Raw genomic sequence first — 24,073 nt, 5'->3', positions numbered from 1 at the left:
CAGCGATGTTCTGCTCTGTTGCCAACTGATGAGTATTTTGCAGTACCGCCCGGCACGTGTTGTGTCGGGCGTAAATCACTAAAACCGGTCCGCGCTCCTGTTCATCCTTGAGCGATCGAAGAACTCGGATTTAAACATCATCGAAAGGAAGTACCATGCGTCACCGTCACGGCCTCCGTAAACTGAACCGTACCTCGTCCCACCGTCTGGCAATGCTGCGCAACATGACCGTTTCGCTGCTGCGTCATGAAGCCATCAAAACCACGCTGCCAAAAGCTAAAGAGCTGCGTCGCGTTGTTGAGCCGATCCTGACCCTGGGCAAGACCGACACCCTGGCTAACAAGCGTCTGGCATTTGCCCGTCTGCGTGACCGCGAAATCGTAGGCAAACTGTTCTCGGAACTGGGCCCACGCTACGCTGCACGTAACGGCGGCTACCTGCGCATCCTGAAAATGGGTTTCCGCGTTGGCGACAACGCTCCAATGGCTTACGTTGAGCTGCTGGACCGTCCAGAAGTCACCGCTGTAGAAGACGCACCAACCGCTGAGTAATCAGCCGGTTATCCGCTGTACTGAAAAAGCCAGGCCTAGCCTGGCTTTTTTTTCGTCCTTTTACATCCCAAACGATTGACATTGGAATGAGAATCGTTATCATTCCTGTTTCGATAAAAACGTCAAAACGGGGAAGTGATGGATAAGCAATTCAAGATGAAGCGTCTGGCGGTACTGGTCGGCCTGGCCCTGCCGCTGCTGGCGCAAGCGCAAGCGGGTGGCGACGATGGCGCGGCCGTGATGCCGACCGTGCAGGTCTCGTCGCAAAAGCTCGGCGACACCTCGTACACCGTCGGCAAGGCCAAGGGCGGCACGCCGCTGGACATGGCGCTGCGCGACACGCCGCAATCGGTCACCGTGGTGACCCAGCAGCGCATTGAAGACCAGGGCCTGCAAACCGTGACCGACGTCGTCAACAACGTGGTCGGCATCTCGGTCAACCAGTACGAAACCAACCGCGCCGGCTTTACCGCGCGCGGCTTCGACGTCGACAACCTGCAGATCGACGGCGTGCCGACCACCTGGGAACAATCCTGGTCCTCGGGCGAAGTCGCCAGCAGCCTGGCCATTTACGACCGCGTGGAAGTGGTGCGCGGCGCCACCGGCCTGATGACCGGCGCCGGCAATCCGTCGGCCGCCATCAACCTGGTGCGCAAACGCGCCACCGCGAAGGAACTGACCGGCTCGGCCGAGATCGGCGTCGGCAACTGGAGCGCCCGCCGCGCCCAGGTCGATGTCTCGACCGCGCTGAACCAGAGCGGTTCGGTGCGCGGTCGCGTGGTTGGCGAATACACCGACGCCGACAGCTGGGTCAGCCTGTTGAGCAACAAGAGCAAGACCATCTACGCCACCGTGGAAGCCGACCTGACGCCGGCCACCGTGCTGGACGTCGGCTTCAGCCGCCAGGAAAACGACGTCAAGGCGCCGATGTGGGGCGGCCTGTCGTACTGGTACACCAACGGCAACCTGACCAACTGGGACGTCTCCAAGACCGCGGCGGCCAGCTGGACCCGCTGGAACACGTCCTACAACAACGGCTTCGCCACCATCCAGCACACGCTGGACAATGGCTGGAAACTGGACGCCAGCGTCACGCGCGGCAACCGCAAGGGCGATTCGCAGCTGCTGTACCTGTACGGCTATCCTGACGCCACCACCGGCGCCGGCATGTTCCCGTTCGGCGGCGCCTACCTGACCCGCACCGAGCAGACCAACGCCAACCTGCAGGCCTCCGGTCCGTTCCAGCTGTTCGGCCGCAAGCACGAGGCGGCGTTCGGCTATATGTACTCCAAGGCCGAGTTCACGTCGGACCGCCGCCCGGAAGGCGCGCTGGCCGACACCGGCAACTACAACAACTGGAACGGCGCCATCTATCCGGAGCCGACCTGGGGCCCGGCCACCTTCTACGAGCAAAGCACGACCAGGCAGGATGCGGTGTACGGCGTGGCGCGCTTCTCGCTGGCCGATCCGCTGAAACTGATCGTCGGCGCGCGCGTGACCAACTACAAGAAAACCGGCCAGGTGGTCGGCAGCGACGCCTATGAAGTGAAGAACGATAACGAGCTCACGCCGTACGCCGGCCTGGTCTACGACATCAACAACACCTATTCGGCCTATGCCAGCTACACCAGCATCTTCCAGCCGCAGAACTACAAAGACTTCGGCGGCAAGACGCTGGACCCGGTGCGTGGCAAGGCGGCTGAAGCCGGCGTCAAGGGCGAGTTCCTCGATGGCCGCGTGAATGCCTCGCTGGCGGTGTTCCACATCAAGCAGGACAACCTGGCCCAGGAGGCTGGCACCGTGCAACACAACGGCGGTCTGCCCGAGGCCTACTACGTCGGCGTCGACGGCGCCACCAGCCGTGGCGTCGAGCTGGAACTGAACGGCGAGCTGGCGCGCGGCTGGAACGCCAGCGCCGGCTACAGCATCTTCCGCGCCAAGGATGCGGATGGCGCCGACTTCAACAGCATCTACCCGCGCAAGCTGTTCCGCGTGTTCACCACCTACAACCTGCCGGGCGAACTGAGCAAGCTGACCATCGGCGGCGGCGTCAACTACGAGGGCCGCACCTACACGGTCGATCCGGGCGCGCCGAACTTCGCGGTCAACCACGGCGTGATCAACCAGGATGGCTTCACCCTGCTGAACCTGATGGCGCGTTATGACATCAGCAAAAACCTGTCGGCCCAGCTGAACGTCAACAACGTGACCGACAAGACCCACTTCGGCATGTTTGCCGCGTACGGCGCGATTACCTACGCCGCACCGCGCACCACGTCGCTGAGCTTGAAATACAAGTTCTAATGTAGCCAGCCGGGGCCTGCGCGGCCCCGGTTTTTTATGAGGATAGCCATCATGCGAGGCTTCTGGACCCTGGTACACCGATATGCCGGCCTGCTTACTGCGGGCTTTTTGTTTATTAGCGGCTTCACCGGCGCCATCATTTCGTGGGATCACGAGCTGGACGACCTGCTCAATCCGCACCTGATGGAGGCCCACACGCCCGGCACGCCGCAATCGGCGTTGCTGCTGGCGCAGCAAGTGGAGGCGCGTTATCCGCAGATCCAGGTGTCGTTCATGCCGGTGCAGGTGCAGCAGGGCGAGGCGATCGCCTTTGGCGTTTCGCCGCGCGTCAATCCCGTGACGCAGAAACTTTACGAGCCGGGCTTTAATCAGGTATTCGTCGATCCGGTCAGCGGCGCTGAACTGGGCAAGCGCGAATGGGGCGCGGTGTGGCCGATTACCAAGGAGACTTTTGTTTCCTTCCTTTATCGCCTGCATTACACGCTGCATATTCCGGAAATGTGGGGCATCGACCGCTGGGGATTATGGCTGATGGGCGGTATCGCCATGATCTGGGTGGTGGATAGTTTTGTCGGTTTCTATTTGACCCTACCGTTGCGCCGGCAGAATGCCGCCAAATCGTGGGGCCAGCGCTGGAAACCTGCCTGGAAAGTTCGCTGGAAAGGCGGCAGCAATAAATTGAATTTCGATTTACATCGTGCATTCAGTTTGTGGACCTGGGGCTTGCTGATTGTTTTATCTTTCACCGCATTTTCGCTGAATTTATATAGCGAAATATTTTATCCGATGATGAGCAAAATATCGAAAGTCACGCCGACGCCTTTTGATATGCGCCCGATGGCCGATATTCATAAACCATTCACGCCGACAGCCGATTATGCGACGGTGATTGCAACCGCCGCAAGGGAAGCCGTAAAGCGTAATTGGTCGGAGCCGGTAGGCAGCGTCTTTTATACCAGCGCATTTGACGTCTATGGCGTGAGTTTCTATAAACCCGGCGATGATCACGGCGCTGGCGGTGTCGGCCCGGCATATTTATATTATGACGGCGCGGGGAAACTTCTCGGCGAGCGTTTACCGTGGAAAGGGACGGCGGCGGATATCTTCGTGCAGGCGCAATTCCCGCTGCACTCCGGCCGCATTCTCGGGCTGCCGGGCCGCATCCTGATTTCCTTCATGGGCATCGTGGTGGCGATGTTGAGCGTGACCGGCGTCATCATCTGGTGGCGCAAACGCGCGTCCCGCGCGGTCACGGCCGTGCGCCGCACCGGCGATCTGGTCGAGGCTTGATCCTTGATCGTGCCGGAAATTGGCACGATCAAGTCAATTTCCGGCGTGAACTACTTCAATCGGCGGTCGCCGGCGGCCTTGAATTCGGAGCCCGCATTCCATGTCGGCGTGGCGCCCTGGGCGATATCCATGCCCACCTGGAACAGCAGCTGGATATCCTGCACGCCGCCGCTGAAGTCCCAGTCGCCATGGAAGCTGTCCGTTACCTGATGGTAGTCGTGGGTGAAATAGTTATTCACCACTTCCGTCGCGTAATTCTCCGGTTTATTCAAATAACCGCTGCGCGCTTTGGTATATAAAACCGGCACACCGGCACGCGCGAATTCCAGCTGGTCGGCGCGGTAAAAACTGCCAAGCTCCGAGCGCGAATCATTTTCCATCCGGCGGCCCTGGTTTTTCGCGTATTTCTCCAGCAGGCTGTCGATACTGGAATGACCGAATGTGACGTTTTCAATATGCGCCGTTTTGCCCCAGGCATTAATGCCATCGATATTAATATTGGCGACGGTGTTTTTCAGCGGATAAAGCGGATGGGCTGCATAATATTTCGCTCCCAGCAGGCCGCGTTCTTCGGCGGTGGTGGCGATAAACAGAATCGAGCGTTTTGGCGCTTTCGGTAATGCTTTATAGGCCTTGGCTAATTCCAGCAATGCCGCCACGCCTGAAGCGTTATCCAGCGCACCGTAATAAATCTTGCCGGTCTTTGCGTCCACGCCCAAGTGATCCCAGTGCGCGCTGTAAATGACGTATTCGTTCTTCAGCTTCGGATCGCTGCCTTCGATTTTCGCCACAACGTTATTCGAATTGACCGTGCGCGAGCTATTCTCGATCTTGAAATCAGCCGTGCCTTTCAAACTGACGGGGCGGAATTCCCTGGTTAATGCCTGCTTTTTCAGCGTGTCGAAATCGTAGCCGGCGGCGGCCAGCATGGCTTTGGCCTTGTCCAGCTGGATCCAGCCCGGCACCGTTGGCGCGTCCGGATCGTCGCCTTCGCGCAGCAGGCTGAACTGTTCGGCGGTGCCGCCGCTGCGCACCACGTCCCACGGATAGGCGGCCGGCTTGGTTTCGTGAATGATGATGGCCGCCGCCGCCCCCAGCCTGGCGGCGATTTCGTATTTGTAGGTCCAGCGGCCGTAGTAGGTCATGGCCTTGCCCTTGAACATGGCCGGATCGAGCTGGTCCGGATGGGCCGGATCCGGGATGGCCGGATCGTTAATCAGCATCAAGATGGTTTTGCCGCGCACGTCGACGCCCTTGTAGTCGTCCCAGCCGTATTCCGGCGCCTGCACGCCGTAGCCGACAAACACGATCTCCGAATTATTGACGTTGACGCTGTCCGGCTGGCTGGACGAATGGGCCACGTAATCGTCGGGGAAATTCAGCGCGACTTTCTGGCCGGCTATGGTGTAGCTGAAGCTGGGCGTCGGCTTCTGGCCGCGCATCGGCACCGCCTGCACCCAGCTGCCGTCCGGATTGCCCGGTTTGAGGCCGAGTTTCTTGAATTCCTGCTGGATGTAGGCCACGCTTTTTGCCTCGCCGGCGGTGCCGGGCGCGCGGCCTTCGAAGTCGTCGGAAGCCAGGGTTTTGATGTGGGCCAGCAGATCCTGCGCGGAAATGGCGTTCAGCGCCTTGGCCGGTGCTTCGGCGAAAGCGGGCGCGGCCAAGGCGAGGGCGGCGAATAGCAAGGGACGTAGTGCGGACATGGGACAGCTCCAAACGGAAGGGGAAAATCGAGTTTCGCATAAAACAATGTTTTAAGGCCGCGTTCAGGCGGGAAAAACGCCAGCGGTGTACTATGCTGTTGCTCCAATGAACAGTGCCCCTGAGAGAAGATTTTATGTCCCGTTTCGTCCGTTTTATGGCGCCGCTGCTGGCGCTGATCGCGCTGCTGATGCAGCCTGCCCAAGCTGAGGATTTCCTCGATCCGTCGGAGGCGTTCAAGTTTTCCGCGCGCATGGTGGATGGACATACCGTCGCGGTGACCTTCCAGATTGCCGACGGCTACTATATGTACCGCGAACGCTTCAAGTTCAGCGCCACCGGCGCCAAGCTGGGCGCACCGCAAATCCCGCCGGGCAAGGTGCACTATGACGAAACGTTCGCCAAGGACGTGGAGACCTACCGCAAGGCGGTGACGATCACGATTCCGGTGGATGTGAACGGCACGTTCACGCTGCAGGCGGGCGGCCAGGGCTGCTCGGAAAAAGGCCTGTGCTACGCGCCGCAGGATTACAAGGCGACGCTGACCGGCAGCGGCTCGGTGCCGGTGCCTGCCGCGCCGTCCAGCGCGACGCCCACCGTGGCCGCAACGCCCGCCGCCGCACCGGCCACGCCAGTTGCCAGCGCCGCACCAGCCGCCGCATCCGCCGCCGTCGCAGTCGCGGTCGCGGTCGGCGAAGGCAAACCGGCCGCCGTCAGCCCCGGCGTGACGATCTACACCATACCGAAGCCCACCGCGACCGATATCGAACCGCCAGCGCCGCCAGTGGCCGCGCCGGTCGCACCGCCGGTCAACGAATCCGGCCGCCTGGAAGCGGCGCTGAAGAGCGGCAAGCTGATGGTCATCCTGCCGCTGTTCGCCTTGCTGGGCCTGGGCCTGTCCTTCACGCCATGCGTGCTGCCGATGGTGCCGATTCTGTCGTCGATCATCGTTGGTGAAGGCGAGAACACCAGCCGCAGCCGTGGCCTGATCCTGTCGGTGACTTATGCGCTGGGCATGGCGCTGGTCTACACTGCGCTGGGCGTGGCGGCCGGCCTGGCCGGCGAAGGCCTGGCCAGCGCGTTGCAGAATCCCTGGGTGCTGGGCGCGTTTGCGTTGCTGATGGCCTTGCTTTCGCTGTCGATGTTCGGCTTCTACGAACTGCAAGTGCCGGCCGCGCTGCAAAGCAAGCTGAGCACCGTATCCAACCGCCAGTCGTCCGGCAAGCTGGCCGGCGTGTTTGTCATGGGCGCCATTTCCGCCTTGATCGTCGGCCCTTGCGTGGCCGCGCCGCTGGCCGCCGCGCTGGTCTACATCAGCCAGTCGCGCGACATCGTCATCGGCGGCAGCGCCTTGTTCGCCATGGCGGTCGGCATGAGCGTGCCGCTGATCCTGGTCGGCGTCTCGGCCGGCACGCTGCTGCCGAAAGCCGGCGTGTGGATGGATTCGGTCAAGCGCTTCTTCGGCGTGCTGATGCTGGCGGTGGGCTGGTGGCTGGTGTCGCCGGTGCTGCCGGGCGCGGTGCAGATGATGGGCTGGGCCGCGCTGCTGGTCGGCTACGGCATGTATCTGCTGCTGAATCGCGGCCAGTGGGTCGCCAAATCGGTCGGCGTGATCGCCGCCGTGCTCGGCGTGATGCAGCTGGTGGGCGTGGTCAGCGGCGGACGCGATCCGTTGGCGCCGCTCGCGCACCTGACCGGCCAGGCGCACGCAACGCCGCTGGCCTTCCAGCGCGTGAAGACGGTGCAGCAGCTGGACGCCATCCTGGCCCGGACCGGCGGCAAAACCGCCATCCTGGACTTCTACGCCGACTGGTGCGTGTCCTGCAAGGAGATGGAGAAACTGACCTTCGTCGATCCTGCGGTGCGCGCCAAGCTGGCCAACACCGTGCTGCTGCAGGTGGACGTCACCGCCAACGATGACGACGACAAGGCCATGCTGAAGCGCTTCGGCCTGTTCGGCCCGCCGGGCATCATCCTGTTTGACAAGCAGGGCAAGGAAGTCCCGAATGCGCGCGTGATCGGCTTCCAGGATGCGGCGAAGTTCACCGCATCCCTGTCCGCCCTGAACTGATCAGCCTTTACGTTGGCCGCCCCAGCCCTGGTGCTGGTCGCCGCCGTCGTGCCCCCAGCCGCCGCGGTGGCCGTGGTGACCCCAGTGGCCATGGCCACGGCCGCCGCGCTCGCCGCCCAGGCCGTGCTCGTCAAACAGCGTTTGCTGCGCCGGATTCAGCTGGCCGTAGAAGGCGCTGACGGCTTTCACGCGCGTTTCCAGGAAAGCTTCACGCTTCTTGGTCATGTCCAGCGCCAGGGTCAGGCGTTCCGGCGCGGTCAGCTTGTTGAACGGCTTCTGTTCCGGACGCTTGCCGTCGAATGCCGGCGGCTTGATCGCAGCCTGGTAGTTGGCCCACGCCGACTCCTGTTGCGCGGTCAGCTTCAGCAGGTCGTGCAGGCGCGCCTGGCGCTTGGCGTACATATCGGCCATCTTGGCCTGCATCTGTTCCTTGCTTGGATGGGCGTCGTGCTGCTTCGGCGCCGGCTTGGCTTCCTGGGCCTGCGCTGCGGCCATGCCCAGTACGGTGAAACCGATCAGTATGCTTTTGCGTAAGATGTTCATGGTCGTTCCTTCATTTTTAAGAGTTAAACAATCGCGGCGTTCCGCGCTTGTGACCATATTGGTGGCCCAAGGTTGCCCTTACGTTTCTCTGTCCGAAGTTTTTGTATCCAGATGTTTCCCCTGCAAGTAGCTCCTATCGGCTTATACAAGACGATACAATTGCTGGATCGCCTAGCATGGATAATGAGCGCATGGAACCGACATCTACTATTTTGATCGTTGACGACGATCGCGACATCCGCACCCTGCTGGCGGACTACCTGGAATCGAATGGCTACCGTGCGCTGTGCGCCCCCGATGGCGCCGCCATGTGGAAGCTGCTGGACGAAGGCCGTCCGGAACTGGTCGTGCTCGACCTCAACCTGCCGGGCGACGACGGCCTGACCCTGTGCCGCAAGCTGCGCGCGCACTCGACGCTGCCGGTCATCATGCTGACCGCCCGCAACGAGCCGCTGGACCGCATCCTGGGCCTGGAAATGGGCGCCGACGACTACCTGCCGAAACCGTTCGAACCGCGTGAACTGCTGGCGCGCATCCGCAGCGTTCTGCGCCGCAGCAACGCGATGCCGACCGGCAGCGGCGCCGACAAGGCGCAGCAAATGAAATTCTCCGGCTGGACGCTGGACCTGACCGCGCGCCACCTGCTCAATCCGGACGGCATCGTCATCATGCTGTCGGGCGCCGAGTTCCGCCTGCTGAAAGTGTTCCTGGAACATCCGAACCGCGTGCTCAACCGCGACCAGTTGCTGAACCTGACCCAGGGCCGCGACGCCGATCCCTTCGACCGTTCGATCGACATCCAGATCAGCCGCCTGCGCCAGAAGCTGGGCGAAGACGCGCGCATGCCGCAAATCATCAAGACGGTGCGTAACGGCGGCTATGTGCTGGCCGGCCAGGTCACCGTGGAGCCGCAAGCGTGAGAGCCTTCCTCGGTTCCATGACAGGCCGCGTGTTCCTGGTGCTGCTGCTGGGGATCGTCGCCTCGGCGGCGCTGACCCAGTGGCTGGCGGTCAACGAGCGCACGCACGCGCTGGAGCGCTACCGCGACTTCCACGCGCTGGAACGGGCCGAGCAATTGATCACCACCGCCGACGTCATGCCCGACAGCGCCCGCCCGACCTTCCTGGTGGCGGCCGCGCGCGGCACCGTGCGCCTGGAAATGAGCGATATGCCGCAAGCGCAGACGCTGGCGCCGACCGAATTCTCCACCTCGCTGCAGCAGCGCCTGGGCGAGCGCTACAAGCTGGGCCCGCTGTCCGAACATCCGGCCGCCTGCGACCAGCCGCGCCAGACCAGCAGCCTGTTCGCCTCCAGCCAGTGGAAGGGCACCTGCGAAACCATGAACGTGCAGCTGCACGACGGCCAGGTCCTGAAGCTGACGGTGCTGCCGCCGCGCGCGCCGCCGGCCTCGACCAACACCGAACTGCTGTCGCTGCTGCCGTTCCTGCTGAGTATTGCCTTCCTGGCCTACCTGGTGGCGCGCATGACCATCGATCCGCTGAAGCGCCTGGCGCAGGCCGCTAAGGACCTGGGCAACGACATCAACCACCCGCCGGTGGTGCTGAGCGGCGCTTCTGAAATCCGCCAGGCCAGCGCCGCCTTCAACGCCATGCAGGCGCGCATCCGCCAGCACATCACCCAGCGCACGCAGATGCTGGCCGCCATCACCCACGACCTGCAAACGCCGCTGACGCGCCTGCGCCTGCGGCTGGAAAAGGTCAGCGACGCCGAATTGCAGCAGCGCCTGATCGACGACCTGTCGGCCATGCAGCAGATGGTCAAGGAAGGCCTGGACCTGGCGCGCAGCATGGACTCCAGCGAGAACATGCAGGCGCTGGATCTGGACGCGCTGCTCGACAGCGTCTGCAGCGACGCCTCCGACGTCGGCCAGCAGGTCGAGCTGCGCGGCCGCGCCGCCATGGCGCTGATGGGCCGGCCGCTGGCGATCCGCCGCTGCCTGGTCAACCTGATCGACAACGCGGTCAAGTACGGCCACTACGCCAACGTCAAGGTCGAGCGGCTGGCCGGTTCGGCCCGCATCAGCATCCGCGACGGCGGTCCCGGCATCGCGCCGGACCAGATGGCGCGCGTGTTCGAACCGTTTTACCGCATCGAAACCTCGCGCTCGCGCGAGTCCGGCGGCACTGGCCTGGGATTGACCATTGCCCGCAATATCGCCGAACAGCACGGCGCCAATGTCACGCTGGCCAACCACAAGGATGGCGGTCTGGAAGTGACGCTGGTGGTGCCGGAATACTACGTCGGCAGCTAACCAACACTCCGCAGAAAAAAGCGCCCTGCGGTCATACTGGCGCAGTTTTTCTGGTAGATACTGTGCGACAATATTCCGCCCTTAAGCAGGGCGGCAATATTTTTCGACGTCAAAAATATTATTAAAATGAAAAAATCTTCCTTAGCATTCCTGGCCGGCGCGATTGTTGTAGTGGGTGGCGGCGTGTGGACCATGACGCACCACGGCATCGAACCGACCGGCGGCAACAAGCTGAACGGCAACGGCCCACAAGGCCCGACCACGGTCAGCGTCATCGCGCCGAAACGGCAGGACGTGCCGGTGGTGCTGCAAGCCAACGGCACCGTGACGCCGATCAGCACGGTGGACCTGCATCCGCAGACCACCAGCACCATCGCCAAGGTGCACATCAAGGAAGGGCAGTTCGTCAAATCCGGCGAGCTGATGTTCACGCTGGACGACCGCACCGAGCGCGCCAACCTCGACAAGGCCCAGGCCCAGGTCGAGCGCGACCGCGCCGCGCTGGCCGACTACGAGCGCCAGTACAAGCGCTCGATGGACCTGCTGGCGCAGAAATTCATCGCCCAGGGCGCCGTCGACACGCTGAAGAGCCAGGTCGATTCCGCCCGCGCCGTGCTGCAGGCCGACATTGCCGCCGTGCGCGGCGCCAACGTCGACGCCAGCTACACCGCGATCCGCGCGCCGATGACCGGCCGCGTCGGCGCCATCAACGTCTATCCGGGCAGCCTGGTGCAGATGACCACGCTGCTGACCTCGGTCACCCAGCTGGACCCGATCACGGTGGCCTTCACCTTGCCGGAAACCGCGCTGGCCGGCCTGATGGCGGCGCAGCGCGAAGGCGCGGTGCCGGTGCAGGTCACGCTGGACAACTCGACGCTGGCCGTCAACGGCAAGTTGAGCTTCATCGACAACACGGTCGATCCGGTGGCCGGCGTGATCCGCGTCAAGGCCCAGTTCGACAACAGGGACACCAGCCTGTGGCCGGGCCAGTACGTCAACACCAAGCTGATTTCGCACGTGCTGAAAGACGCGACGGTGATCCCGCAAAACGCTATCATTAGCAACACCCGCGGCACCTTCATCTACGCCGTGGACAAGGACCAGTCCGCCAAGGTGGTCAACATCAAGCGTCTGTACGCCTTTGGCGACAATGCCGCCGTGTCCGGTCTGAACGGCGATGAACAAGTCATTGTCGACGGCAAGCAAAACCTGCGGCCGGGCGGCAAGGTGCGCATAGCATCGGCCGACAAGCCGGCCGATATCAAGGTTGATAGTTCCAAGCAGAAAGGCTAAGCGATGAACCTTTCAGAGTTGTGCATCCGCCGCCCGGTGATGGTGGTGCTGCTGTCGGCCACCCTGATCCTGGCCGGCGTGCTGTCGTACTTCTACATCCCGGTGGCCGCGCTGCCGAGCTACAACACGCCGGTGATCAATGTTTCGGCCGACCTGCCGGGCGCCTCGCCGGACACCATGGCGTCCTCGGTCGCGCTGCCGCTGGAGAAGCAGTTCTCCACCATCGCCGGCCTGTCCCTGATCACCTCGACCAACACGCTGGGCAATTCCTCGCTGACGCTGGAGTTCGACCCGAGCATCAACGTCAACGAAGCGGCGGTCGACGTGCAGGCGGCGCTGCTGCGCGCGCAACGCCAGCTGCCGATCGAGATGACCGACCTGCCGTCCTACCGCAAGGTCAATCCGGCCGACGCGCCGGTGCTGTTCATGACCATGAACTCGCCGTCGCTGACCTTGTCCGAACTGAACGACTACGCCGAGAACCTGATCGCGCCATCGCTGTCCACGCTGCCTGGCGTGGCGCAGGTATCGGTCAACGGCCAGAAACGCTTTGCCGTGCGCGTGCGCGCCAAGTCCGACCTGATGAACGCGCGCAACCTGACGCTCGATGAGCTGCAGCAGGCGATCAAGTCCGCCAACGCCAACACCCCGCTGGGCATCCTCGACGGCCCGAGCCAGACGCTGACCATCACCGGCAACGCCCAGCTGATGAAAGCCGCCGACTACGCCGAGCTGATCATCGCCCAGCGCAACGGCCAGCCGGTGCGCCTGAAGGACGTGGCCGAGGTGCAGGACAGCTTCCAGTCGACCAAGGCCGCCGGCAGCTACAACGGCGAGCGCTCCATCGTGCTGCTGGTGCAGCGGCAGCCGGACGCCAACACCGTGCAGGTGGTGGACGGCGTGCGCCGCCTGCTGCCGCAGTTCAAGGCCCAACTGCCGGCCTCGATCAACATCAACCTGGTCAACGACCGTTCGGTGTCGATCCGCGAAGCGATCCACGACGTCAACCTGACGCTGCTGCTGACCATCGGCCTGGTGGTGATGGTGATCTTCCTGTTCCTGCGCCGCGCCGCCGCCACCTTCATCCCGGCGATCACCATGCCGATTTCGCTGCTGGGCGCGCTGGCGCTGCTGTACGCGTTTGGCTACTCGCTGGACAACGTTTCGCTGCTGGGCATCACGCTGGCGGTCGGCCTGGTGGTCGATGACGCCATCGTGGTGCTGGAAAACATCGTGCGCCACATCGAGATGGGCAAGCGGCCGCTGGAGGCGTCGCTGATCGGCGCCAAGGAGATGGGCTTCACCATCATCTCGATTTCGGTGTCGCTGGTGGCGGTGTTCATCCCGATCTTCTTCATGCCGGGCGTGATCGGCCTGATGTTCCACGAATTCGCCGTGGTGGTGGCCTTGTCGGTGCTGGTGTCGGCGGCGGTGTCGCTGATGCTGGTGCCGATGCTGGCCAGCCGCCTGCTGCCGGCCGACGCCATCGATCCCGAGCACGACAAGGGCAACTTCATCGGCCGCTGGTTTGAGGCCGGTTTCGGCGCGCTGCGCGACTTCTACGCGCGCACGCTGGACGTGGCCCTGCATCACCGCTACATCGTGCTGGTGGCCGCGCTGGGCACCTTTGCGCTGACCGCCGTGCTGTACGTCACCACGCCGAAGGGCTTCTTCCCCGAGGAAGACCTGGGCCAGATCCGCGTCAACACCGAGGCGTCGGAAGACATCTCGTCGTCGTCGCTGATGGACCTGCAGGAAAAAGTCGCCGCCGTCATCAAGGCCGACCCCAACGTGCAGGACGTGACCTCCTTCGTCGGCGGCGGCAATACCGGCCGCATGTTCCTGGTGCTCAAGCCGCGCGGCGAACGCAAGCGCATGCCGGAAGTGCTGGACAGCCTGCGCAAATCGACCAAGCAGGTGCCGGGCATTTCCGTCTACCTCAGCCCGGTGCAGAACTTGCAGCTGGGCGGACGCCAGTCGAAATCGCGCTACCAGTACACGCTGCAGTCGGTCAGCCCCGGCGCGCTGAACGAGTGGGCCGAAAAATACATGGACCGCATGCGCGCCGACTCGGACTTCCGCGACGTCACCAGCGATTCGCAGAACAAGGGCCTGCAAGCCTCGCTGAAGATCGACCGCGATAAGGCCAACAACCTCGGCGTGGCGATCGGCGACATCCGCACCGCGCTCTACCTGGCCTTCGGTGAACGCCAGGTGTCGACCATCTACTCGCCGGCCGCCAGCTACTACGTGATCCTGGAAGCGGCCGACGCCGACCGCCAGTTCGACAACGCGCTGACCAAGATTTCGGTGCGCAACAAGACCGGCCAGCTGGTGCAGCTGTCCAGCTTTGCCACGGTGGAACGCACCATCGGCCCGACCGCCGTCAACCACCAGGGCCAGCTGCAGGCGATCACGCTGTCGTTCAACCTGGCGCCGGACGTGCCGCTGGGCGTGGCCACCGCCAAGATCGACGCCTGGGGCGCCGACATGCGCCTGCCGCCGTCGATCATCACCAACTACGGCGGCGACGCGGCCGTGTTCCAGAGTTCGCAGGGCAGCCAGCTGATCCTGATCATCGCCGCGCTGGGCGTCATCTACGTGCTGCTGGGCGTGCTGTATGAGAGCTACATCCACCCGCTGACGATTCTGGCCGGCCTGCCGTCGGCGGCGGTGGGCGCGCTGATCACGCTGCGGCTGTTCAACCTCGACCTGACCATGATTGCCATCATCGGCATCCTGATGCTGATCGGTATCGTCAAGAAGAACGCCATCATGATGATCGACTTCGCGCTGCACGCGCAGCGCAACGAAGGGCTGACGCCGGACGTGGCGATCCGCCAGGCCTGTATCCTGCGCTTCCGTCCGATCATGATGACCACCATGGCGGCGCTGATGGGCGCGCTGCCGATCGCGCTGGGCCTGGGCGCCGGCGCCGAGCTGCGCCAGCCGCTGGGCCTGGCCGTGGTGGGCGGCCTTATCTTCTCGCAGGTGATCACGCTGTACATCACCCCGGTGATCTACCTGTTCCTCGACAAGTATAGCGGCACCGGTCCGATGAACGACGAGGAAATCGCTGCCGACGCCGCCATCGCGCCGGTGGCGCGCGAAACGGTGCATGCCGTGCCGCTAAAGGCTGTGAACAAGCATTAAGCCACAACCTTACGCATCCGTAATATGTCGGCGCGGTGTTGGATGACCAACACTGCGCCACGGCCGGGGCGGCTAAAATGGCTGGGGAAAGCTCGAAAATCATGTCACTTTGCAAAGCAATTGATACACACGGTAACACCCGTCAAGAGCTGAAACTTGTAAAGTAGACAGTCTGGTGCCCTGCATGGCATTTGGAGCGGTTCCCAAAAGAGCGGGACTCTGGCACTATGGCCCCATTTTGACGACTTCTGCGTTCCACAAGGTTTGTATCTTGCACCACGACTCCCATATTCTCTCCGCGCATTCGGACTACTGCGAGACTTGCGGCCAACGCCTGCCGTCGGCGCAGGACGACTTTGCCACGTGGGACCGCAAGTCCAAGAACAACCGCATCGGCATCGGCATTTCGATCGCGCTGCACTTGCTGGGCGTGCTGTACTACCTGTTTGTGCCCTCGCCCAAGCAGACCCATTCGGCGCCGCCGAAGGGCGGTCACATGGTCTACATCCAGCCGTTGCCTGAGAAGGTCACGCCGAAGCCGATCACCAAGCCGAATCCAACGCCGTCCAAGCCGGCTTCCAAGCCGCCGCCGCCGCGCAAGCAGGTGGTGACCAAGGAGGCGCCGGCCGCCGTCAAGCCGAAGCTGGAAACCTATGTGCCGCCGGTGCAGGCCACCATGACGCCGCCGCCTGAGGCGGACATGTCGGAAATGATCGCCAAGCGCCGCGCGGCGCGGGAAGCGCTGAATCCGCCGGCGCCGCCAGCGCCGCCGGCCGAGACCGAAGCCGAACGCGCCAACCGCATCGCCAAGGCCAACATCGCCCGCGCCAACGGCGCCGGCCAGACCAGCGGCGCCGACCGCGACGACACTGGCGGCGTGTTCCAGGTCGACAAGAGCTTCCACAGCGCCGAAGTGAAGTTCCGCGGCTGGAACACCAACTTCAAGCGCAACTGGCTGCAGCAGATTCACGTCGAGCAGGGCGCGGAGCAGGATATCGAGACGGCGGTGGTCAAGGAAATGATCAAGATCATCCGCAAGGAGAAGCAGGGCGACTTCCAGTGGGAATCGCGGCGCCTGGGCAAGGTGGTCAACCTGAGTGCGCGCAAGGAAGACGAGAAGGAACTGACGGCCTTCCTGCTGAAAGAGATGTTCCCCGAATACACACGCGGGGCAGGGCGCTAATACTCCGGGGTCAGTTCTGCCAAACGGACACGAGCCCTACCGTAGCGCTTGCTACGGTAGGGCTCGTGTCCGTTTGGCAGAACTGACCCCGGTTTTTATTTGGCGTTGAGCTTGCGCGCCACGTCCAGCGCGAAGTAGGTCAGCACGCCGTCGGCGCCGGCCCGTTTGAAGGCCAGGATCGATTCCATCATCACCTTGTCGTGATCCAGCCAGCCGTTTTGCGCGGCGGCTTTCAGCATCGCGTATTCACCGCTGACCTGGTAGGCGAAGGTCGGCACCTTGAACTCTTCCTTCACGCGGCGCACGATGTCCAGGTAAGGCATGCCCGGCTTGACCATCACCATGTCGGCGCCTTCGGCCAGGTCCAGGCCCACTTCGCGCAGGGCTTCGTCGCTGTTGGCCGGGTCCATCTGGTACTGGTTCTTGTCGCCCTTGCCGAGGTTGGCGGCCGAGCCCACCGCGTCGCGGAACGGGCCGTAGAACGCCGACGCGTACTTGGCCGAATACGCCATGATGCGCGTGTGGATGTGGCCAGCGGCCTCCAGCGCCTCGCGGATCGCGCCGATGCGGCCATCCATCATGTCCGACGGCGCCACCACGTCCACGCCCGCGTCCGCATGGCACAGCGCCTGGCGGATCAGCATGTCGGTGGTGATGTCGTTGATGACGTAACCGTTGTCGTCGATCAGGCCGTCCTGGCCGTGGCTGGTGTAGGGATCGAGCGCGACGTCGGTCAGGATGCCCAGCTCGGGGAAGGCCTGCTTCAGCGCCCGCACCGCGCGCGGCACCAGGCCGTCCGGATTGGTGGCCTCGACGCCGTCTTCGGTTTTCTTCGATGCGTCGATCACCGGGAACAGTGCCAGCACCGGAATCCCCAGCGCTACGCATTCTTCCGCCACCTTCAGCAGCAGATCGACCGAGACGCGCTCGACGCCCGGCATCGACGCCACCGGCTCGCGCTGGTGCGTGCCTTCGAGGATGAACACCGGGTAGATCAGGTCGGCCGGGGTGACCAGGTTTTCGCGCATCAGCGCGCGCGAGAAGGGATCGCGGCGCATGCGGCGCATGCGGATCGCGGGAAATTGGGCTGCAGCTTTACTCATTGCTATCGCTTCCTGAATCTGAGATGGGTTCCGCGTCTTCCGTCAGCCCGGCCAACGCCAGGATCTTGTCGTTGGCTTCGTCGATGCCGATACGGTTCTGCGCCGAGAACAACTGGACGGTGAAGGGGAAGCCTTCGCCGTCTTCATCGACGTAGCTGTCGAGCTTGGCCTTGGCCTGGCGCAGCACGTTGATCGAGTCGTTACGGTTCAGTTTATCAACTTTCGTCAAAATGCAATGAATAGGCTTGCCGGTGGGGGCAAACCACTCCAGCATCTGCACGTCCAGCTCGGTGAACGGACGGCGCGAATCCATGATCAGGATCAGCGCGGCCAGCTGGTCGCGGCGCTGCACGTAGTCGCCCAGCAGGCGCTGCCAGTGCAGCTTGGCCGATCCCGACACCTCCGCGTAGCCGTAGCCCGGCAAGTCGACCAGCAGCGCTTCGATCTCCTCGACAATGGTCGGATCCTTGCGGTGCTGCGCCACGTGGGCGCCGCCGATGGAGAAATAGTTGATGTGCTGGGTACGTCCCGGCGTCTTGGAGGCGAAGGCCAGGCCTTTCTGATTGCACAAAATGTTGATGGCGGTCGATTTACCGGCATTGGAGCGACCCGCAAAAGCGATCTCCGGCACCTGGGTGTCGGGGAGGTCGCGTAATTGGTTAACGGTCGTAAAGAAGCGGGCTTGCCAGAGTTTGGACATTGGGGATTGGGGAAAAAGCAACAGGTTAAAGCAGGGAATTTTTTAAGCTATTGTACAATGAGTGGTTACCAAGTGCTCCATGGCACGTTCCAGTGCATCGGTGGGCACTTCAGGTTCGACAACTTTTTAGACTCCTCTAAGGGTGCTTGAATGAATAGTGTGAACATGTTTTCACCGATTGTAAAATCCCTGCTTGTTGCCTTGCTGGCCGTTTCGGCCACGGCTTCCGCCGCTCCCAAAATCGATCCTGCCAAGGGCGCCAGCCTGTTCACCGACGGTGACGCCGCCCGTGGCTTGCCGGCCTGCGTGTCGTGCCACGGCGCCGGCGGCAACTCCACCATCACCGTCAATCCCAAGCTGGCCGGCCAGCACGAAGCGTATTTGTACAAGCAACTGGTGAACTTTACGACGGCCGACCGGAATCAACCGGTCATGACGACTTACGCGAAAATGCTGACCGACGAGGAAAAGCACAATATCGCGGCCTGGCTGGTGACCCAGAAGCCGAATCCGGGCGCCGCCAAGAACAAGGACACGGTTGAACTGGGCAAGAAAATCTACCGTGGCGGCATCGCCGAGAAGAGCGTGCCGGCCTGTGCCAGCTGTCACGGCGCCACCGGCGCCGGCATTCCGGTGCAGTATCCACGCGTCGCCGGCCAGCACCAGGACTACACGGTCGCGGAGCTGGGCCTGTTCAAGGCCGGCACCCGCAAGAGCGCCGAGATGGCGCCGATCGCCAAGCGCATGTCGGACGAAGAGATGAAAGCCGTTGCCGATTACATAGCAGGGCTGAAATAAAGTTGACGAATCCGCATGATCCGCATGCGGACTGACCCAAAAGAAGAGGGCGGCAGCGTGAGCATGCCGCCCTTTTTCTTGTTATGCTGCGGCCTGCCAGCAACTTTTATTAAAGAATCTGAACACGCATGAGTAGCCCAAGCACCACCGGCATCCAGCTGAAAACCCGCCGCCCCGTCGTCGGCGAAATCGTCGAACTGATTTCGTCCATGCGTTTCGCCATCGCCCTGCTGGCGATGATCGCGATCGCCGCCATCATCGGCACCGTGATGAAGCAGGGCGAACCGTCGGCCAATTACATCAACCAGTTCGGTCCGTTCTGGTACGAGATCTTCCGCAAAATCGGCCTGTACAACGTGTACTCGACCTGGTGGTTCCTGCTGCTGATGACGGCGCTGGTCACCTCGACCACGCTGTGCATCGTGCGCAACGGTCCGAAGATGCTGAAGGACATGCGCAGCTGGCGCGAGAACGTGCGCGAGCAGTCGCTGCTGAACTTCCACCACAAGATGCAATGGCGCTCGCCGCTGCCGCGCGCCGCGCTGGCGCAGCAGAGCGCGGCGCGCCTGAAGGACGCCGGCTACCAGGTCAAGTTCGTGGAAAAGGAGCACGGCACGCTGGTCGCCGCCAAGCAGGGCGCGGCCAACAAGTTCGGCTACATCTTCGCCCACTCGGCCATCGTCATCATCTGCCTGGGCGCGGTGATGGATTCGGACGTGCCGATCCGCCTGCAGGAATGGTTCCTCGGCAAGACGCCGTTCACCGGCAGCGGCCTGATCTCGCAAGTGCCGCCGCAGCACCGCCTCAGCACCGGCAATCCCACCTTCCGCGGCAACACCATGATTCCGGAAGGGCAGAACAGCAGCACCGCCATCCTGGCCCGTCCGGACGGCGTGCTGATCCAGGAACTGCCGTTCACCATCAACCTGAAGAAATTCACCATCGATTTCTACAGCACCGGCATGCCCAAGCTGTTTGCCAGCGACGTCGAAGTGCGCGACAACCAGACCGGCGAAACGGTCAAGGGCACCATCGAGGTCAACCATCCGCTGATCTTCAACGGCGTGGCGATCTACCAGTCCAGCTTTGAAGACGGCGGCAGCAAGCTCAAGTTGAGCGGCTTCCCGATGAGCGGCGGCGACGCCAAGCCGTTCGAGATCGCCGGCGAAGTGGGCGGCACCACGCCGCTGAACGACGCCTATACGGTCGAGTGGACCGGCTTCCGTCCGTTCAACGTCGAGAACGTCGGCCCGACCGACGATCCGCGCGCCGTCGCCAAGGGCAAGAGCCTGGAGGAAGAACTGGCGCAAAGCCTGGACAAGCACACCGGCTCGGCCGGCAAGAACGCCAGCAACAAGAACCTGAAGAACGTCGGTCCGAGCGTCAGCTACAAGCTGCGCGACAAGACCGGCCAGGCGCGCGAATACCAGAATTACATGCAGCCGGTCACCGTCGACGGCGCCACCGTGTTCCTGGCCGGCGTGCGCGCCAATCCGTCGGACAACTTCAGCTACCTGCGCATTCCGGCCGACGATGGCCACAGCGTCAAGGAATGGATGCGCCTGCGCGCCGCGCTGCACGATCCGGCGCTGCGCAGCGCCGCCGCCCAGCGCTATGCCGAACGCGCCACGCCGAATTCGGCCACCGGCGACGCCCTGCGCGCGCAGCTGCAGGCCTCGGCCGACAAGAGCCTGGGCATCTTCGCCGGCAGCGACAAGTCGGGCGGCTTCATGGCCATCTCGCAATTCCTGGAAAAGATTCCGCCGGGCGAGCAGGAAAAAGCCGCCGATGTCTTCATGAAGATTCTGAACGGCAGCCTGTGGGACTTGTGGCAGGTGGCGCGCGTCAAGGAGGGCCTGGCCCCGGTCAGCGAGGACGAGAACCACGCGCGCTTCCTGCAGTTGGCCACCAACGCGCTGTCGGACGCCTTCTTCTACGGCGGCCCGGTCTACCTGCAGCTGGACGACTTTACCGAGATCAAGGCTTCGGTGTTCCAGGTGACCCGCTCGCCGGGCAAGAACGTGGTCTACCTCGGCTGCCTGTTCCTGGTGCTGGGCGTGTTTGCCATGTTCTACATCCGCGAGCGCCGCCTGTGGATCTGGATCAAGGACGATGCCGCCGGCGCCGAAGCGCTGATGGCCATGAGCACCCAGCGCAAAACGCTGGACTTCGAGCGTGAATTTGAAATACTGAAAGAAAAACTGCCACAGTCGGCAGCGTAAGCAGGAGAGAAAATGGACATCACCCAATCCCAGCAAACTTATTCCCAGGCGCCAGGCTACTTCAAGCGGCTGAACCTGGCCGACTGGCTGTTTGCGCTGGCGCTGCTGGTCGGCGCCGTGTTCGGCCTGAGCCGCTACGGCGCCTTCATGAACTACTACGAGCAGGTGATTCTGGCGGCGGCGGTGCCGGTGTTCGCCGCGCTGGGCTGGCACTGGAAGCCGGTGCGCTGGCTGATGCCGCTGATCGCGCTGCTGTCGCTGTGGGCGATCTCGATGTACGCCGGCGACCTGGATAACGGCACCAAGAAATTCTGGCTGCGCATGATGCTGTCGAGCCAGTCGGCGGTGTTGTGGATGAGCGTGATGTTCACCATTTCCACCGTGTTCTACTGGATCGGCTTCGCCGGCCGCTCGGCCGCCGCGTCCAGCATCGGCTCCAAGCTGTGCTGGGCCGCCGTGGTGCTGGGCTGGACCGCGATGATGGTGCGCTGGTACGAGTCCTACCTGATCGGCGCGGACGTCGGCCACATTCCGGTGTCCAACCTGTACGAAGTGTTCATCCTGTTCTCGCTGATCACCGCGATGTTCTACCTGTACTTCGAGCAGCGCTACGCCACCCGCCAGATGGGCCCGTTCGTGCTGCTGGTGGTCACCGCCGCCATCGGCTTCCTGATGTGGTACACCACCTCGCGCAACGCCGCCGACATCCAGCCGCTGCTGCCGGCGCTGCAAAGCTGGTGGATGAAGATCCACGTGCCGGCCAACTTCATCGGTTACGGCAACTTCGCGCTGGCGGCCATGGTCGCCGCGGCCTACCTGCTGAAGACCTCGGGCTACCTGAAGGACCGCCTGCCGTCGGAAGAAGTGCTGGACGACGTCATGTACAAGGCCATCTCGGCCGGCTTCGCCTTCTTCACCATCGCCACCATCCTGGGCGCGCTGTGGGCGGCCGAGGCGTGGGGCGGTTACTGGTCGTGGGACCCGAAAGAGACCTGGGCCCTGATCGTCTGGCTCAACTATGCGGCCTGGCTGCACATGCGCCTGATGACGGGCCTGCGCGGCCGTCCGGCGGCCTGGTGGGCGCTGGTGGGCCTGCTGGTGACGACCTTTGCTTTCCTGGGCGTCAACATGTTCCTGTCCGGCCTGCACTCCTACGGCAAGTTGTAAACGGAAGTTTAATATTCGTTCCGGGAGATTCGTGTAAGGTTGAGCCTTACCGTTTCTTCTGGAGCCGACATGTTGATCAAACGTCCCCCCAATGGCATAGAGCTGCCGTTTTCCTCTGAAATCACGCCGCGCGAAGTGTACGAATCGCGCCGCAGCTTCATGAAGCAGATCGCCATGGGCGCGGTGGGCGGCGCGGCGCTGCTGGAGATGGCGCAGCGCGAAGCCTTCGCGCAGGGCACGGGCGCCAAGCTGCCCGCCAGGCTCAATCCGGCCTATTCGGCGCTGGACAAGCAGACGCCCTACAAAGACGCCACCACCTACAACAACTACTACGAATTCGGCACCGACAAGAGCGAGCCGGCCATGTACGCCGGCACGCTGAAGACGCGTCCGTGGTCGATCGCCATCGAGGGCGAAGTCAAGAAGCCGATGACCCTGGACCTGGACGCGCTGCTCAAGCTGGCGCCGATGGAAGAGCGCGTCTACCGCCTGCGCTGCGTCGAAGGCTGGTCGATGGTGATCCCGTGGATCGGCTATTCCTTTTCGGAGATCATCAAAAAGGTAGAGCCTACTGGCAACGCCAAGTATGTAGAATTCGTAACGTTGGCCGACAAGAAGCAGATGCCGGGCGTCGGCAGCCGCGTGCTGCAATGGCCGTACACCGAAGGCCTGCGCATTGACGAAGCCAACCACCCGCTGGCGCTGCTGACCTTCGGCATGTATGGCGAAGTGCTGCCGAACCAGAATGGCGCGCCGGTGCGCATGGTGCTGCCGTGGAAGTACGGCTTCAAGTCGGCCAAGTCGATCGTCAAGATCCGCTTCGTCAAGGAGCAGCCGCGCACCTCGTGGAACCTGTCGGCGTCGAACGAGTACGGTTTTTATTCGAACGTGAATCCGGACGTCGACCATCCGCGCTGGTCGCAGGCGTCCGAGCGCCGCATCGGCGAGGACGGCTTCCTGTCGCGCAAGCGCAAGACCCTGATGTTCAACGGCTATAACGATGTGGCCCCGTTGTACGCGGGCATGGACCTGAAAAAATTCTACTGATGCCGACGACGAAACAAATCAGCTGGATCAAGGGCGTCATCTTCGTGCTGGCGCTGCTGCCCTTGCTGCGCATGGTGTACCTGACGGCGACCGGGCAGCTGGTCGATCCGCTCGAATTTATCACGCGCGGCACCGGCGACTGGACCTTGTACTTCCTGTGCTTCACGCTGGCGGTGACGCCGCTGCGGCGCCTGAGCAAGTGGAACTGGCTGGTCAAGCTGCGCCGCATGCTGGGGCTGTACGTATTCTTCTACGGCTTGCTTCACTTCATGACCTTCCTGTGGTTCGACCATTTCTTCGACCTGGCCGAGATGTGGAAGGACGTGCTGAAGCGGCCGTTCATCACGGTCGGTTTCATCGCCTTCGTGCTGCTGATACCGCTGGCGCTGACCAGCACCAACGGCATGATCAAGCGCCTGGGCGGCAAGCGCTGGCAATGGCTGCACCGGCTGATCTACGTGATCGCCCCGCTGGCGATCCTGCACTTCTGGTGGATGAAAGCGGGCAAGCACAACTTCACCCAGCCTATCATCTTCGGCAGCATCCTCGGCATCCTGCTGTTGATGCGCATCTATTGGGCTGCGCGCAAATAAACCGGGGTCAGTTCTGCCAATCGCACACGAGCCCTGCCGTAGCGGCCGCTACGGCAGGGCTCGTGTGCGATTGGCAGAACTG

18 protein-coding genes are annotated in these 24,073 nt (G+C 62.9%); 14 read left to right on the top strand and 4 right to left on the bottom strand.

The genetic code is table 11. The features are described 5' to 3' along the window. Positions 1-155: 155 nt before the first annotated feature. From rplQ to GJ698_RS27430, 3 genes are all read left to right on the top strand, one after another. Entirely contained in the window at positions 156-551 is a 396-nt protein-coding gene (rplQ, locus tag GJ698_RS27440) for a 50S ribosomal protein L17 (RefSeq protein ID WP_072786830.1), read from the top strand. 138 nt (positions 552-689) lie between these two features. Beyond that, on the top strand, positions 690-2,855 hold the full coding sequence (locus GJ698_RS27435; RefSeq protein ID WP_154361045.1) for a TonB-dependent siderophore receptor: 2,166 nt from the start codon (positions 690-692) through the stop codon (positions 2,853-2,855). 51 nt (positions 2,856-2,906) lie between these two features. After that, positions 2,907-4,145 carry a PepSY-associated TM helix domain-containing protein gene (locus GJ698_RS27430; RefSeq protein ID WP_154361044.1) on the top strand — a complete coding sequence of 413 codons (1,239 nt, stop codon included), beginning with the start codon at positions 2,907-2,909 and terminating at the stop codon, positions 4,143-4,145. A 50-nt stretch (positions 4,146-4,195) separates the two neighbouring features. Here the strand turns inward: GJ698_RS27430 and GJ698_RS27425 are convergent, their stop codons facing one another. Further along, positions 4,196-5,848, bottom strand: a complete 1,653-nt coding sequence (locus GJ698_RS27425; RefSeq protein WP_154361043.1) for a M20/M25/M40 family metallo-hydrolase — start codon at positions 5,846-5,848, stop codon at positions 4,196-4,198. A 134-nt stretch (positions 5,849-5,982) separates the two neighbouring features. Between GJ698_RS27425 and dsbD the strand changes: the two genes are divergently transcribed. Beyond that, a complete protein-coding gene (gene dsbD / locus GJ698_RS27420) occupies positions 5,983-7,917 on the top strand; it encodes a protein-disulfide reductase DsbD (protein WP_154361042.1) in 1,935 nt (644 codons plus the stop codon). Here the strand turns inward: dsbD and GJ698_RS27415 are convergent, their stop codons facing one another. Beyond that, the gene (locus GJ698_RS27415; protein ID WP_154361041.1) at positions 7,918-8,460 is read right to left on the bottom strand and encodes a Spy/CpxP family protein refolding chaperone; all 543 of its coding nucleotides are present in this window, start codon (positions 8,458-8,460) and stop codon (positions 7,918-7,920) included. A gap of 191 nt (positions 8,461-8,651) precedes the next feature. Between GJ698_RS27415 and GJ698_RS27410 the strand changes: the two genes are divergently transcribed. From GJ698_RS27410 to GJ698_RS27390, 5 genes are all read left to right on the top strand, one after another. Next, positions 8,652-9,380: a response regulator gene (locus GJ698_RS27410; RefSeq protein ID WP_154361065.1), complete on the top strand. Its 729-nt coding sequence runs from the start codon at positions 8,652-8,654 to the stop codon at positions 9,378-9,380. Beyond that, the gene (locus GJ698_RS27405; RefSeq protein WP_371865458.1) at positions 9,377-10,732 is read left to right on the top strand and encodes an ATP-binding protein; all 1,356 of its coding nucleotides are present in this window, start codon (positions 9,377-9,379) and stop codon (positions 10,730-10,732) included. Before GJ698_RS27410 ends, GJ698_RS27405 begins: the two co-directional genes overlap by 4 nt. Positions 10,733-10,858: 126 nt before the next feature. Continuing rightward, a complete protein-coding gene (locus tag GJ698_RS27400; RefSeq protein ID WP_154361040.1) occupies positions 10,859-12,025 on the top strand; it encodes an efflux RND transporter periplasmic adaptor subunit in 1,167 nt (388 codons plus the stop codon). A gap of 3 nt (positions 12,026-12,028) precedes the next feature. Beyond that, positions 12,029-15,178 (top strand): efflux RND transporter permease subunit, encoded by a 3,150-nt coding sequence (locus tag GJ698_RS27395; protein WP_154361039.1) that lies wholly within the window; start codon positions 12,029-12,031, stop codon positions 15,176-15,178. A gap of 271 nt (positions 15,179-15,449) precedes the next feature. Next, on the top strand, positions 15,450-16,361 hold the full coding sequence (locus GJ698_RS27390) for a hypothetical protein (protein ID WP_154361038.1): 912 nt from the start codon (positions 15,450-15,452) through the stop codon (positions 16,359-16,361). A gap of 95 nt (positions 16,362-16,456) precedes the next feature. Here the strand turns inward: GJ698_RS27390 and hemB are convergent, their stop codons facing one another. Continuing rightward, positions 16,457-17,464 carry a porphobilinogen synthase gene (hemB, locus tag GJ698_RS27385; RefSeq protein WP_154361037.1) on the bottom strand — a complete coding sequence of 336 codons (1,008 nt, stop codon included), beginning with the start codon at positions 17,462-17,464 and terminating at the stop codon, positions 16,457-16,459. Continuing rightward, positions 17,457-18,164 (bottom strand): ribosome biogenesis GTP-binding protein YihA/YsxC, encoded by a 708-nt coding sequence (gene yihA, locus GJ698_RS27380; RefSeq protein WP_154361036.1) that lies wholly within the window; start codon positions 18,162-18,164, stop codon positions 17,457-17,459. Before yihA ends, hemB begins: the two co-directional genes overlap by 8 nt. Positions 18,165-18,329: 165 nt before the next feature. Between yihA and GJ698_RS27375 the strand changes: the two genes are divergently transcribed. The 5 genes from GJ698_RS27375 (at position 18,330) to msrQ (ending at position 23,991) form a co-directional block, all read left to right on the top strand. After that, entirely contained in the window at positions 18,330-18,962 is a 633-nt protein-coding gene (locus tag GJ698_RS27375) for a c-type cytochrome (RefSeq protein ID WP_371865457.1), read from the top strand. A gap of 128 nt (positions 18,963-19,090) precedes the next feature. After that, positions 19,091-21,184, top strand: coding sequence for a cytochrome c biogenesis protein ResB (locus tag GJ698_RS27370; protein ID WP_154361034.1), 2,094 nt, complete (start codon positions 19,091-19,093; stop codon positions 21,182-21,184). Between the two features lie 12 nt (positions 21,185-21,196). Next, positions 21,197-22,351 carry a c-type cytochrome biogenesis protein CcsB gene (gene ccsB / locus GJ698_RS27365; protein ID WP_154361033.1) on the top strand — a complete coding sequence of 385 codons (1,155 nt, stop codon included), beginning with the start codon at positions 21,197-21,199 and terminating at the stop codon, positions 22,349-22,351. 69 nt (positions 22,352-22,420) lie between these two features. Then, positions 22,421-23,398, top strand: a complete 978-nt coding sequence (gene msrP, locus GJ698_RS27360; RefSeq protein ID WP_154361032.1) for a protein-methionine-sulfoxide reductase catalytic subunit MsrP — start codon at positions 22,421-22,423, stop codon at positions 23,396-23,398. Further along, positions 23,398-23,991: a protein-methionine-sulfoxide reductase heme-binding subunit MsrQ gene (gene msrQ / locus GJ698_RS27355; RefSeq protein WP_154361031.1), complete on the top strand. Its 594-nt coding sequence runs from the start codon at positions 23,398-23,400 to the stop codon at positions 23,989-23,991. Before msrP ends, msrQ begins: the two co-directional genes overlap by 1 nt. The last annotated feature ends 82 nt before the right edge of the window (positions 23,992-24,073 follow it).

This window comes from Duganella aquatilis, assembly GCF_009674565.1.
Lineage (GTDB): Bacteria > Pseudomonadota > Gammaproteobacteria > Burkholderiales > Burkholderiaceae_D > Rugamonas > Rugamonas aquatilis.
This window is presented reverse-complemented; position numbering and strand designations above follow the sequence as displayed.